Annotated in this window: 13 protein-coding genes; 5 read left to right on the top strand and 8 right to left on the bottom strand. The window is 67.0% G+C overall.

Annotation, left to right across the window (positions count from 1 at the left end; translation table 11 throughout):
* On the bottom strand, nucleotides 1-900 hold a 900-nt coding region (locus ACPYOD_RS18400), incomplete at its 3' end, for a 5-(carboxyamino)imidazole ribonucleotide synthase (protein WP_481303152.1).
* Nucleotides 897-1,412, bottom strand: coding sequence for a 5-(carboxyamino)imidazole ribonucleotide mutase (gene purE / locus ACPYOD_RS18395; protein ID WP_481303151.1), 516 nt, complete (start codon nucleotides 1,410-1,412; stop codon nucleotides 897-899). The genes purE and ACPYOD_RS18400, both read right to left, overlap by 4 nt.
* A 73-nt stretch (nucleotides 1,413-1,485) precedes the next feature.
* Here purE and ACPYOD_RS18390 point away from each other — a divergent pair, with 73 nt between their 5' ends.
* The 4 genes from ACPYOD_RS18390 (at nucleotide 1,486) to ACPYOD_RS18375 (ending at nucleotide 5,644) form a co-directional block, all read left to right on the top strand.
* Nucleotides 1,486-1,776, top strand: coding sequence for a Trm112 family protein (locus ACPYOD_RS18390; RefSeq protein WP_481303150.1), 291 nt, complete (start codon nucleotides 1,486-1,488; stop codon nucleotides 1,774-1,776).
* 78 nt (nucleotides 1,777-1,854) lie between these two features.
* Nucleotides 1,855-4,110 (top strand): DUF1631 domain-containing protein, encoded by a 2,256-nt coding sequence (locus ACPYOD_RS18385; RefSeq protein WP_481303149.1) that lies wholly within the window; start codon nucleotides 1,855-1,857, stop codon nucleotides 4,108-4,110.
* A 196-nt stretch (nucleotides 4,111-4,306) separates the two neighbouring features.
* Nucleotides 4,307-5,176 (top strand): carboxylating nicotinate-nucleotide diphosphorylase, encoded by an 870-nt coding sequence (gene nadC / locus ACPYOD_RS18380; protein WP_481303148.1) that lies wholly within the window; start codon nucleotides 4,307-4,309, stop codon nucleotides 5,174-5,176.
* A gap of 72 nt (nucleotides 5,177-5,248) precedes the next feature.
* On the top strand, nucleotides 5,249-5,644 hold the full coding sequence (locus ACPYOD_RS18375) for a DUF3301 domain-containing protein (RefSeq protein ID WP_481303147.1): 396 nt from the start codon (nucleotides 5,249-5,251) through the stop codon (nucleotides 5,642-5,644).
* A gap of 44 nt (nucleotides 5,645-5,688) precedes the next feature.
* Here ACPYOD_RS18375 and ACPYOD_RS18370 read toward each other — a convergent pair whose 3' ends face one another.
* The 5 genes from ACPYOD_RS18370 to petA form a co-directional block, all read right to left on the bottom strand.
* Nucleotides 5,689-6,120 carry a ClpXP protease specificity-enhancing factor gene (locus tag ACPYOD_RS18370; RefSeq protein ID WP_481303146.1) on the bottom strand — a complete coding sequence of 144 codons (432 nt, stop codon included), beginning with the start codon at nucleotides 6,118-6,120 and terminating at the stop codon, nucleotides 5,689-5,691.
* A gap of 129 nt (nucleotides 6,121-6,249) precedes the next feature.
* Entirely contained in the window at nucleotides 6,250-6,894 is a 645-nt protein-coding gene (locus tag ACPYOD_RS18365; protein ID WP_481303145.1) for a glutathione S-transferase N-terminal domain-containing protein, read from the bottom strand.
* A gap of 71 nt (nucleotides 6,895-6,965) precedes the next feature.
* Nucleotides 6,966-7,718 (bottom strand): cytochrome c1, encoded by a 753-nt coding sequence (locus tag ACPYOD_RS18360; RefSeq protein WP_481303144.1) that lies wholly within the window; start codon nucleotides 7,716-7,718, stop codon nucleotides 6,966-6,968.
* Complete coding sequence (locus ACPYOD_RS18355; protein WP_481303143.1) at nucleotides 7,711-9,012, bottom strand: cytochrome b; 1,302 nt, start codon at nucleotides 9,010-9,012, stop codon at nucleotides 7,711-7,713. The genes ACPYOD_RS18360 and ACPYOD_RS18355 overlap by 8 nt, the downstream gene beginning before the upstream one ends.
* The gene (petA, locus tag ACPYOD_RS18350) at nucleotides 9,012-9,611 is read right to left on the bottom strand and encodes a ubiquinol-cytochrome c reductase iron-sulfur subunit (protein WP_481303142.1); all 600 of its coding nucleotides are present in this window, start codon (nucleotides 9,609-9,611) and stop codon (nucleotides 9,012-9,014) included. The genes ACPYOD_RS18355 and petA overlap by 1 nt, the downstream gene beginning before the upstream one ends.
* A 205-nt stretch (nucleotides 9,612-9,816) precedes the next feature.
* Between petA and ACPYOD_RS18345 the strand changes: the two genes are divergently transcribed.
* Nucleotides 9,817-10,998, top strand: a complete 1,182-nt coding sequence (locus tag ACPYOD_RS18345; protein ID WP_481303141.1) for a S1C family serine protease — start codon at nucleotides 9,817-9,819, stop codon at nucleotides 10,996-10,998.
* 113 nt (nucleotides 10,999-11,111) lie between these two features.
* On the opposite strand, the gene ACPYOD_RS18340 is transcribed toward ACPYOD_RS18345, so the two are convergent.
* The gene (locus ACPYOD_RS18340) at nucleotides 11,112-11,936 is read right to left on the bottom strand and encodes a lytic transglycosylase domain-containing protein (protein ID WP_481303140.1); all 825 of its coding nucleotides are present in this window, start codon (nucleotides 11,934-11,936) and stop codon (nucleotides 11,112-11,114) included.
* Between the last annotated feature and the right edge of the window lie 136 nt (nucleotides 11,937-12,072).

Raw genomic sequence — 12,072 nt, 5'->3', positions numbered from 1 at the left:
CGGCAGGCCCAGCACCGCGCGCACGTGGTTCTCGAACTGGCTGGTGTGGGCGCCTTCAATGGTCCAGTGCCCTGAGTTGTGCACGCGCGGCGCCATTTCGTTGCCCAACAATTCGCCACCGCGGACGAAAAGCTCCAGCGCGAACACGCCGACATAATCGAGCCGTTCGGCGATGGCCCGAGCCTGCGCGATGGCGGCCTGCTCGAGTTCGTCGGATGTGCCGGGAGCCGGCGCGAGGCTGAGCGACAGCACGCCGTCGACGTGCCAGTTGCGGGTGAGCGGCCACGTGCGGAATTCGCCGTCGCGACCGCGTACGGCCACCACGGAGAGCTCGCGGTCGAAAGGAACGAAGGCTTCGAGGATCAGGCCGTGCTTCGCCGCCGCCTCCCCCAGCGCTGCCCAGGCGGCATCGATGTCCGCTGGCGTCTTCAGGCGGAACTGGCCCTTGCCGTCGTACCCGAGGCGACGCGTCTTGAGGATGGCCGGCAGTCCGATGCGCTCGACCGCCGCGACGAGGTCGTCGCGCGTATCGACGGGGGCGAACTCGGGGGTGTCGAGGCCCGATTCCCGGAACAGGGTTTTCTCCGCCAGGCGGTCCTGCGCCACGGCGAGGGCGCGAGGATTCGGATGGACGGCGACCTGTCCGGCGAGGCGCTCCGCCGTGGCGGCCGGCACGTTCTCGAAATCGAAGGTGACGACGTCTGCCCGTCGGACGAAATCGGCCAGGGCAGTGGCATCGTTCCAGTCCGCGCCGATCAGCTCGGTGACCTGGCCCGCGCAGGCGTCCATCGACGGGTCGACCACGAGCGTACGCACGCCCAGCGGAGACGCTGCCAGCGCCAGCATGCGGGCAAGCTGGCCGCCGCCGAGGATGCCTACAGTGGGAAACGTGCGGCTCACGTGCGCGGATCCGGGTCGTCGAGCACGGAGCGGGTCTGCCCGGCACGGAACTCGTCCAGGGCGGCCGCGACGTCGGCGTCGTGCAGGGCCAGGATCGACGCGGCCAGCAGGGCGGCGTTCACGGCACCCGCGCGGCCGATAGCGAGGGTGCCCACGGGAATGCCGGCGGGCATCTGCGCGATCGAAAGCAGGGAATCCATGCCGTTCAAGGCCTTGGACTGCACGGGCACGCCCAGCACCGGCAACGGTGTCTTCGCGGCCAGCATGCCGGGAAGGTGGGCGGCGCCGCCGGCACCGGCGACGATCACCTGGATGCCCCGGTCGCGCGCCGTGGCCGCATAGTCGAAAAGCAAATCGGGCGTGCGGTGGGCGGACACCACCCTCACCTCGTGCACGATGCCGAGGCGGGTCAGCGTGGCGGAGGCATGCTCCATCGTTTCCCAGTCCGAACGCGACCCCATGACCACGCCTACGCGTGGCGCGTCCGCTTCGTTACCGCCGTTGGAAATCATGGCCGGAGCACCCAAAAGTCGCTATTGTAAAGGCATTCCTTTCATCAGGTGGCCCCCTCCGGCGGCCAATTCCATGGACAAGCGCCTTCTCGACATCCTCTGCTGCCCGGTCAGCAAGCGTCCCCTCCGCCCGCTCTCGGCGGCCGAGCGCGACCAGCTCAACGACGCCATCCGCGCCGGCTCGGTCGACACCGTGGCCGGCGAGAAAGTGGCCGAACCTCTCTCCGAGGGCCTCATCACCACCGACGGCCAGGTCGTCTACCGGGTGGAAGACGGCATTCCGGTCATGCTTCCCGAGGCCGGCATCGGCACCCTGCAACTGGCGGGCTTTACTCGGGAAAGCAGTCGCGCACAAAATCCGTGACGCGGGTCACGCTATAAAGCATTCGTTCCCGCACAATGGCGCCTCGGGCGGGGGCCAGAAACACATCCAGGATGCGCGATGAACAACGCGAGCGAGCCGTCCAACGTCGTGGACCTTAGTCAGCGCCTAGACCCGCGCAGCGAACGCGTGGGCGCGCTGCTGGTCACGGTGCGTGGCCTGGCGACCAAGCGGCTGCACGCGCTGGCCTCGAACATGTTCGAGAACATCGACGACGCGCTGTTCGACCTGGCCGAGAAGGCCGAGAACAATGCCGCGCAGACCCAGTTCTTCGACGGCATGCGCGAGGTGCGCAAGAAGCGCGCCATCGTGGAGCGCACTTTCCTTGGCCAGGTCGCACGCGATCTGGCCGACTTCTCCTCGGGCCGCACGCATGCGCCCGACGCGGACACCGGCGCGCGCCCGCTCGCCAATATCGAACTCAGCCTAGTGGGCGAGAACGAACTCGAGGAATCGCTGGCCATCACCAGCATGATCGGCAAGAACGAGCAGCGCCTTGCGCGCGCTCTTTTTGCGGTCAACCAGCGCCTGTCGGTGATCTGCGGTGGCGCCAGGATGGACGACGCTACCAATCCCGTCGGCCCGGCCTCCCTTGCCGCCGCTTTCCGGCAGGCCATGCGCGAACTGATGGTGGAAGTCCGCGTCAAGCTGATCATCTACAAGCTGTTCGATCGCTACGTGCTCGCGGGCATCGACGAACTCTACGACGACATCAACAACGAGCTCGCCGCCGCAGGCGTGCTGCCGCAGTTGCGCCACGAGATTCCAACGCGCCGCAGCGATGCGCCGGCACCCATCGGCCCGGTGTCCGCAGTCGGGGCGCCGGCACAAGCCGCCGCGCCCGTAACAGATGCCGCCGCCGCGGAATTCATGCAATCGCTGCACGCCCTGTTTTCCGCACGTCGCGGCGACGCGGGGGTGCCGACCGGCGCGCCGCTCGCCACCGGGCCGTTGCCCAGTCCGACCGAACTGCTCGGCGCGCTCACCCTCCTGCAGAGCCAGATCACCGCGCTTCCCAACCAGGCGGCGCAGCTGGCCACCCAGGCCGATGTCACTCGCGACGTGGCGCAGCTCAAGGAACAACTGCTCGCGCAGATCGGCCAGCTGCGCGGCCAGCAGACCGCGCACGTGTCGGGCATGGACGAAGACACCATCGACCTGGTGGGCATGCTCTTCGAGTTCATCCTCGAAGACCACAACCTGCCGGCCGAGATGCAGGTGATGCTCGCGCGCCTGCAGATCCCCTACCTCAAGGTGGCCCTGCTCGACCGGCGGATGTTCGCGCACAAGACGCATCCGGCGCGCCAGCTGCTGGACGCGCTGGCCGACGCCGCCAAGGGTTGGTCGGTCGAAGCCGATCGCGACGGGCGCCTGTTCGACAAGGTGAAGTCCATCGTCGAGCGCCTGCTGCACGACTTCGACGACGACGTGGGCATCTTCACGAAGCTCGCCGCCGAACTGCAGGACTTCCTGGACGTCAGCCGCAAGCGTGCCGAACTCGCCGAGCAGCGCGTGGCGGAGTCCACGCGCGGCCGCGAAAAGCTCGAGCAGGCCCGCCGCCGCGCCGCCCAGGAAATCGTGGGCCGCATCGGCGGCGCATCGCTGCCGCCGCTCATCTATGGCGTACTCACGCGTGCGTGGGCCAATTACATCGTGCTCACCCTGTTGCGCCAGGGCGAGGAATCGCACGAATTCCGCGATTCGCTCCGCTTCATCGACGACTTCATCGCCAGCGCCCGGCCAGTGCACGACCTCAACGGCCGCCGCGACCTCCGCGCCATGCTGCCGGGCGTGGAGCGCGCACTGCGCCGAGGCCTCGCGGCCGTGGCGTTCCAGGAAACCGACACCGAACAACTGCTTGGTCAACTGCATGCGTTCTACCGCCAGCAGCTTGGCGAAGCCGCGCCGGAAACGGCCTCTGGAACCATCGTCTCCAGCGTCATGCCGTTGCCCGAGGCCATCCAGGCCATCGAGGAGCCGGTGGCCGCGCCTGAACCGGACGAGGAAGTGGACTCCCTGCCCGACGAGGCTTTCGACGAGCGTTACCTGACGCAGGCGCGTGAGTTGAAGGTGGGCCAGTGGCTGGAATTCACGGCGCCCGACGGCACCACCGATCGCGCGAAGCTGTCGTGGATCAGCCCGATCAGCGGCCGCTACCTGTTCGTGAACCGCCGCGGCCTCAAGGTGGCCGACCACAGCCTCGCCGGCCTCGCGCAGGCCTTCGCGGGCGGGACGGCCCGGGTACTCGATTCCACCCTGCTCTTCGACCGCGCGATGGACGCCATCGTGGAGAAGCTTCGGCAGCCCGAGGGCTAAAGCAGGGCTGTGGGAGCCGCTTCAGCGGCGATCCCGCGGCAGCGGGCAGGCTTGTCGCGAGTGCCCATCGCCGCTGAAGCGGCTCCCACACAGAGCCCTGCACAAAGCTCCCGCAAAAAAAGCTCCCCCAAAAAGCAGGGCGGGCAGCGGACTTTGTGGTGGTAAGGTAGCGGCCTTCTCAACTGGCTACTGCACGATGAGTCCTTCCGATGGGCGACACCTGGCCGAGGCGCTTCCGCCGGCCAGCGAGATCCTTGCCGATGTGGAACGCGCCTTCGCCGAGGATATCGGCCCCGGCGATGCGACGGCCGACCTGCTGGATCCGAATGCCACCGCCACGGCGGTGCTCACTTGTCGCGAAGATGCCGTGCTCTGCGGCTCGGCCTGGTTCGATGCCTGTTTCCGCAAGCTCGACCCCGAGGTGCGCATCGAATGGCTCGTTCACGACGGCAACCGCGTCGCAGCGGGTACGGCGATCTGTCGCCTGGCCGGCAAGGCCCGCGCGCTGGTCACGGCCGAGCGGTCGGCCCTGAATTTCCTGCAGCTGTTGTCGGCCACGGCCACCGTGACCTCGCGCTACGTCGACGCGATCGCAGGCACGCGCACGCGGGTGCTCGACACACGAAAGACGATCCCAGGGCTTCGCCGCGCCCAGAAGTACGCGGTGCGCTGCGGCGGCGGCACCAATCACCGTATCGGGCTGTTCGACGCGATGATGCTCAAGGAAAACCACATCATCGCGGCAGGCGGCATTCCGGCGGCGGTGCGTGCCGCACGCACCATCCACCCGAGCCTGCCCCTCATCGTGGAGGTAGAAACGCTGGAGGAACTGGCGCAGGCCGTGTCCGCCGGCGCCGACCGCGCCTTGCTCGACAATTTCACGCCAGCCATGCTGGCGGAGGCCGTGGCGTACACCGCGGGCCGCATTCCGCTCGAAGTGTCGGGCAATGTCGAGATCGACACGATCCGCGCGATCGCCGAGACCGGCGTGGATTTCATCTCCAGCGGTGCGCTGACCAAGAACGTGCGGGCCGTCGACCTCTCGCTACGCCTCGATTTCGCCTGACGTGTGGGGCCTCCCGTACGGAGGCATCCGGCAGGACTTGTCGTAGGCGCGGTGCGGCCACACACTGGTTCCATGTCTTCCATCAACGACCTCATCTGGTTGCTCGTCCTCGCCGCCGCCGTGGCCACCTGGTATCGGCTGACGCGGGCACGGGAGATCGCGGCGCGCGCCGCCCTCGCGCTGTGCAAGCGGCACGGCCTGCAACTGCTCGACCAGAGCGTGGGCCTCCGCGCCCTTCGCTGGCAGGGTGTGGATGGGGTGCGACGCCTCGAGCGTTGCTACGGCTTCGAAGTGAGCGAGGACGGTCAGTCGCGTCAGGCGGCACGGTTGTGGATGGCCGGGAACGACGTCGCCAGCTTCTCACTGCCGATGTCGGGCGCGCCGGAACTCGAAACCGTCGTTGCGACGGATGCGTTCGTACACACAGGGAATGTCGTATCGCTCGCCGAGAGGCGGCGCCTGCACTGACGCAGACGGCGCCTGCGCGACGTAAATCTGTAGGAGCGGCTGGCTTACTTCACTACGCGCAGGTGGGGCGCGCCGCGTTTCGGGCGGTCGTCGTCACCGCCGGTGGGAGGAGTCGATTCGTTCGCTTCGTCGGAGGCTTCCGCGGCATTCGCAGCCGGGGCGTCGTTCTCGTCGGCCGGAAACATCATGCCCTGCCCGTTTTCCTGGGCGTAGAGCGCCAGCACGGCCTGCACCGGGATCACGATGGACTGGCTGACCCCGGAGAACCGGGCCTGGAAGGAGATCCTGTCGTTGCCGAGGTCGAGGTTGGCCACGGCCCGCATGGCCAGGTTCAACACCACCTGCCCGTTCTTCACCACGTGCGCCGGCACCTGGACGCCGGGCTGGGCCGCGTCCACCAGGACATAAGGCGTGAGACCGTTGTCGCTGATCCAGTCGTAGATGGCCCGCAGCAGGTAGGGGCGATTGGAAGTCATGCCCGCGCTTTCGTTCGTATCCATGGAAACCGTCCTCGTCGTACCCGCCGGTATGGGTCGGGAATCACCAGATGCCCCGGCAGGGCAAGGCCAGAGGACAGTTTAAGGGATAGGGCCGGCCGGGGGGTACTAACCGGCTGCGAATGTGAAGTCCGGCCGCATGTCACGCTCTTCCGGCGTGAGGCTGCGGGCGAAGCCCTGACTGTGGAACAGGCGCTCGCCGTAGTCGACGATCGGCTTGCCGTCCTTGCCGAGGTCCACACCCAGGTGGGGCAAGCGCCAGACCACCGGGGCCACCAGGCAGTCGATGAGGCTCATCTCGGGGTTCAGGAAGAAGCGCGAGGCACGGAACAGCGGGACGGTCATCAACAGGTGCTCACGGAGCCTTTTCCGCGCACCGTCGGCCGCCTTGCCGCCCTCACCGATAGCTTCGATCTCCGGCAGCCAGTCGTTTTCGATGCGCCACGTGGCGAGTCGCAGCCGGGCCCGGGACAGCGGGTCGATCGGCATCAGGGGCGGGTGCGGGTAACGCTCGTCGAGGTATTCGACGACCACCGCGGGGTCGTAGAGGGTGAGATCGCGGTCGACCAGGGTCGGCAGCGTGCCGTACGGGTTCAACTCCAGCAGGTCCGGCGTGGGCTGATCGGCTTTCAGGATGATCCGGTCGTAGGCGACGCCCTTGGCGGCCAACACGAGACGCGTGCGGTGGCAATGGATGTCGTCGGCGCTGGTGTAAAGCGTCAGCGCCGAACGCGAACGTGCATTCTGGACCATGCTTTCGATCTCCCTCCCTACTCCCACAACGATAGCGGGGCGGCCGCCGGGCCGCCCCGCGGGGACGTCAGTCAGTGACTTTCGTGGACGTCTTTCCAGTACTCATGTTTCAGAAGGTACAGGAGGAAGGTCAGACCGGCCAGAAACAGGATGACCCAGACGCCGACGGACTGGCGCTCGAGGGCGGCGGGCTCGGCCGCGTACTCGAGGAAGGTGGTCAGGTCGCGGGTGGCGCCCCGGAATTCCTCGGGGCTCATGCGGCCTGGCGTGGAGATCTGCAGCTTCTCGACCACCGCTTCCTGCCCCGGCGCGGCTTCGCCGTGCACGGCCGTCTGCAAGCCCTGGAGCTCCCACAGCGGGTTAGGCATGGACGCATTCGGGAAGACCGTGTTGTTCCAGCCCACCGGACGGGTCGGGTCCAGGTAGAACGAGTTCAGGTAGTTGAAGATGAAGTCCACGCCCTTGGCGCGGGCTTCCAGCGAGAGGTCCGGCGGATCCTTGCCGAACCAGGTTTTCGCGTCTTCCGCCGGCATGTGCGAAATGACCGGCTCGCCGAACTTGGCACCCGTGAAGTTGAGGTTCTTCATGACCTCGTCCTCGGACAGGCCGAGATCGGAGGCGAGGCGCGAATAACGCACGTACTTCAGCGAGTGGCAGCCGACGCAGTAGTTGAAGAACAGCTTGGCGCCACGCTGCAGCGAAGCCTGGTCACGAACGTTGGTGCCCGCGGGAGCCAGGCCCTCGCCCTCGGAAGCGAGGGCCGGAATGGTGGCGACGGCGAGGCCCAGCGCCAGGGCGATGGAGGAGATAGTGCGCTTAATCATGCATCGTCACCCGTTCCGGAACCGGCTTGGTCTTCTCGAAACCAAAGCGCGTGTAGACCCACACGAATACGAAGAAACCGAAGTAACCCAGCACCATGAGGCGGCCGAAGGCGTTTTCCCAGGTCGTGACGTCCGCACCGGGGAACCACTCCGGAATGACCTCGGCGGTGACGCCGGCGCCCACCAGGCCCAGGGCCAGGAAGCTGACGACCAGCACGCCCAGGGCAATGCGGAAACCGAGGCCGCGATAACGCACCGAGCGCACTTCGCCCTTGTCGATCCACGGCAGCAGCGCCAGCAGCAGGATGGCGCCGAACATGCCGATGACGCCCCAGATCGCCGTGCCGAAGAAGGACGGGATCATGCGCAGGATCGCGTAGAACGGGGTGAAGTACCACGACGGCTTGATGTGGCTCGGCGTGACGAGGTTGTTCGCCGGGGTGAAGTTGTCGTGCTCGAGGAACCAGCCGCCGAAGGTAGGCGCGAAGAAGATGATGAACGCGGCGATGGTGAGGAAGAAACCGACGCCCACGAGGTCCTTCACCGTGTAGTACGGATGGAACGGAATGGCGTCGATGGGTTTCTCCGGATTCCACCGGTTGCCCTTCGGCCCGTGCTTCACGTCGACGCCGTCGGGGTTGTTGGAACCCACCTCGTGCAACGCGGCGAGGTGCAGCACCACCAGGAGCAACAGCACCAGCGGCAGCGCGATCACGTGCAATGCGAAGAAGCGGTTGAGCGTGGCATCGGCCGGCAGGAAGTCGCCCATGATCCACTCCACCAGCGAACCGCCGATGTAGGGAATGGTGCCGAACAGCGAGATGATCACCTTCGCGCCCCAGAACGACATGTTGCCCCACGGCAGCACGTAGCCCATGAACGCCTCGGCCATCAGCACGAGGAAGATGAGCATGCCGAGGATCCAGACCAGCTCGCGCGGACGCTTGAACGAGCCGTACATGATGCCGCGGAACATGTGCAGGAACACCACCACGAAGAACAGCGAGGCGCCCGTGGAGTGCATGTAGCGGATGAGCCAGCCCCATTCCACGTCGCGCATGATGTACTCGACCGAGTTGAACGCTTCCAGCGCACTCGTCTTGTAGTTCATGGTGAGGAAGATGCCGGTCACGATCTGGTTGACCAGGACCAGGAGCGCCAGCGAACCGAAGTAGTACCAGAGGTTGAAGTTCTTCGGCGCGAAGTACTCCGTCATGTGCTTCCGGTACGTCGGCGCCAGGTTCGGCGCGCGTTCGTTCACCCAGTCGCCGATGCGGGAAAAGACGTTAGCCATCAGCCTGCCTCCTTCGGATCGACGCCGATCTGGATGTGCGTGTCGTCCACGAAGTGGTACGGCGGCACAGGCAGGTTCTTCGGCGCGGGCACGCCGCTGAAGACGCGGCCGGACAGGTCGTACCGTGACTTATGGCAGGGGCAGTAGAAACCGCCCTTCCAGTTCGCGTCGAACGGCTCGGGCTTGATGTCGGGCACGAAGTCCGGCACGCAGCCCAGATGGGTGCACAGGCCGATGACGACCAGCCACTCCGGCTTGATGGAGCGGGTTTCGTTGGTGGCGTACTTGGGCTGCTGCGCGGCGTCCGACGACGACGGGTCGAGCAGCCGGGGCTCGAGGCCCTTCAGCTGCGCCAGCTGGTCCTTCGTGCGATTGACGACGAACACCGGCAGGCTGCGCCACGCGAAGGTCACCTTCTGGCCCGCCTCGATGGCACTGATATCGACCGTGACAGGCGCCCCCGCTGCCTTTGCCCTTGCGCTCGGTTCCCACGACTTGATGAAGGGCACGACCGCCGCGACCACTCCCGCCCCGCCGACAACTGCTGTCGTTACGGTTAGGAAGCGACGGCGCCCGTGATCGACGACTTCGTTCGCCATCAGGCTCTCCGGAACTTATGCCATTGAGAATGCGGACCCCAACGCCGGCTCTTTTCGGATATCGGCTTCCGCAAATCGCGTCAGTGTAACGTCAGCACCAGCCACGTACAATAAAATGAACGCCACCTTGTACCTGATGAGGGACAGGGCTGCCACGGAACCGCCCGGATGCGGTATTGGTTCGCAGGATCCCCTAGCCCTTTCCATGAAAGACGCCGCCCGCACGCTCGCCTTCGTTGCCCGCTTCGTCGTGCTCGGCCTGGCCGTGGCCTTCGTCGTGGGTCTTTTCTGGCCGGGCAGCGGCGCTTTCCTCCGCGAGCGCTTCGGTGGCCCCGCCGCGCGGGAAACCTCCACATCCACCGTCGCGGCAGGATCGGGCCCCGCGTCGTACGCCGACGCCGTGGCCAAGGCCGCACCGTCGGTCGTAAATATCTACGCCAACAAGCTGGTGACGGAGCAACCGCGCGAGCTCTATTCGGACCCGGTGCTCCAGCGCATCTTCAGCGTGCCCACCGGGCCTGCGCGCACCCGGCGCCAGCAGAACCTCGGCTCCGGTGTCATCGTGAGCGACGATGGCTACGTATTGACCAACAACCACGTCATCGCCAACGCCGACGACATCCAGCTGCTTCTCTACGACGGCCGCGTGGCGAGCGCCCGCGTGGTGGGTTCCGACGACGAAACCGACCTGGCCGTATTGAAAGTGGACGCCGGCAACCTGCCCGCCATCCACATGACCGATGCCGACAGCCGCCCCCGCGTGGGCGACGTGGTGCTGGCCATCGGCAACCCCTTCGGCATCGGGCAGACGGTGACGATGGGCATCGTCAGCGCCATCGGCCGGCAGCTCAACCTGTCCAGCCTGGAGAACTTCATCCAGACGGATGCCGCGATCAACTTCGGCAATTCGGGCGGCGCGCTGGTCAATGCGCACGGCGAGCTGGTGGGCATCAACACTTCCCTGATCGGCCAGGCCGTCGGTGCGGAAGGCATCGGCTTCGCCATTCCCGTGCAGAGCGCGCGCGACGTGCTCGACCAGATCGTGCAGACCGGACATGTGGTGCGCGGCTGGATCGGGGCCGACTATGGTGCGGTGCCGGTGTCGGCCAACAGCGGCTTACCGTCGGCGGCACGCGGCGTGGTCGTCAACGAGGTATCGCCCGGCGGTCCCGCCGCGCTGGCGGGTATCCAACAGCGCGATGTGCTGCTGCGGCTGGGCGACGAGGACATCCTCGATCCATCGGACCTGCGCCGGCACGAAGCCTCGTTGAAGCCCGGCGTGCCCGTGCAGATTTCCGGGCTTCGCTACGGTGCACCGTTCACGGCGACCATTACGCCGGCACAGCGTCCGCCGAGCGCACCAATGCAGGCTTTGCGGCAGCCATAGACTCCCCTGTAGGAGCCGCTACAGCGGCGAGAAGCCCACGAAGCGGTGCAGCCGCGAGGCAAACTCCCTCGCCGCTATAGCGGCTCCTACAGCGAAAGGCGGGATCGGCTGCGTCACGCGCCGCGGTCGGCCAGCGGGACACCGGAACTCGCATGCCGCCGCAGCGTCTCCGCATACCGCTTCCGCAGCACGCCCACACGCTCCACGTACACCTGCGTTTCGTCGTAAGGCGGCACGCCGTTGTACTTCTGCACCGCGCCCGGGCCTGCGTTGTACGCCGCCGCCGCCAGCCGCTCGTTGCCGTTGAAATTCCGCAGCAACAGGGCCAGGTACCGCGCGCCGCCGCGGATGTTCTGGCTTGCATCGAACGCGTCCAGCACGCCCATGTCGCGCGCCGTGCCCGGGATCAATTGCATCAGGCCCTGAGCGCCCGCCACCGACAACGCACGCGGATTGAATGCGCTTTCCGCATGGATAACCGCGCGCAGCAAGGCTTCGTCCACCCCGAACTCCCCGCTCGCCGCGCGGATCGTGTCGCCGTACGAGGTGAGGTTGAGCGCCACGCTGTTCCAGTCGATCTTCGAATGGACGTCGCAAGCCGCGCAGGTGGCGATATAGGTGAAGAGCATCTTGATGCTCTGTCCCTTGCCGCCCCCGCCCGGCGGAATGTTGGTGTACTCGACACCGCCGTCGGGACGTGTGATCCGGTAGACGGCACCGCGCAGCACGCCCGAGCCCTTCGGCGCCTCCGGTGCCGCTGCGGCGGTGAGGTCTTGCGATGCCGACTCCCGGTAATCCCAGCTGCCCTTGGGTGCCATGACCGGCGGCAGCGCCTCGACGCCCCCGGGACCCCCGACGATAGTTCCGCTCACGCCGGCGAAGGCCGCGGCCGACGGTGCCGAGACGACCGAACCCACTACGCCATTTAAGGAACCCACCGGATTCGCCACCGCTCCCTGTGGGAAGCGGGGGGGGGGGGGGGCGGGGGGTTTGGGGGGGGGCGCCAGGGGCGCCCGCGCGCGGGGCCCCCCCCCCGGGGGGGGGGGGGCCGGGGGGGGGGGCGGGGGGGGCGCC

The organism is Luteibacter sp. HAY1-4A (assembly GCF_056755355.1).
The sequence above is the reverse complement of the archived record's forward strand: the minus strand, read 5'-3'. Positions and strand labels throughout refer to the sequence as shown.

What these genes read in the sequence shown, in the direction of transcription:
- purE (WP_481303151.1), bottom strand. Translation starts at nt 1,412, where the DNA reads ATGATTTCCAACGGCGGTAACGAAGCGGACGCGCCACGCGTAGGCGTG.
- ACPYOD_RS18390 (WP_481303150.1), top strand. Translation starts at nt 1,486, where the DNA reads ATGGACAAGCGCCTTCTCGACATCCTCTGCTGCCCGGTCAGCAAGCGT.
- ACPYOD_RS18385 (WP_481303149.1), top strand. Translation starts at nt 1,855, where the DNA reads ATGAACAACGCGAGCGAGCCGTCCAACGTCGTGGACCTTAGTCAGCGC.
- nadC (WP_481303148.1), top strand. Translation starts at nt 4,307, where the DNA reads ATGAGTCCTTCCGATGGGCGACACCTGGCCGAGGCGCTTCCGCCGGCC.
- ACPYOD_RS18375 (WP_481303147.1), top strand. Translation starts at nt 5,249, where the DNA reads ATGTCTTCCATCAACGACCTCATCTGGTTGCTCGTCCTCGCCGCCGCC.
- ACPYOD_RS18370 (WP_481303146.1), bottom strand. Translation starts at nt 6,120, where the DNA reads ATGACTTCCAATCGCCCCTACCTGCTGCGGGCCATCTACGACTGGATC.
- ACPYOD_RS18365 (WP_481303145.1), bottom strand. Translation starts at nt 6,894, where the DNA reads ATGGTCCAGAATGCACGTTCGCGTTCGGCGCTGACGCTTTACACCAGC.
- ACPYOD_RS18360 (WP_481303144.1), bottom strand. Translation starts at nt 7,718, where the DNA reads ATGATTAAGCGCACTATCTCCTCCATCGCCCTGGCGCTGGGCCTCGCC.
- ACPYOD_RS18355 (WP_481303143.1), bottom strand. Translation starts at nt 9,012, where the DNA reads ATGGCTAACGTCTTTTCCCGCATCGGCGACTGGGTGAACGAACGCGCG.
- petA (WP_481303142.1), bottom strand. Translation starts at nt 9,611, where the DNA reads ATGGCGAACGAAGTCGTCGATCACGGGCGCCGTCGCTTCCTAACCGTA.
- ACPYOD_RS18345 (WP_481303141.1), top strand. Translation starts at nt 9,817, where the DNA reads ATGAAAGACGCCGCCCGCACGCTCGCCTTCGTTGCCCGCTTCGTCGTG.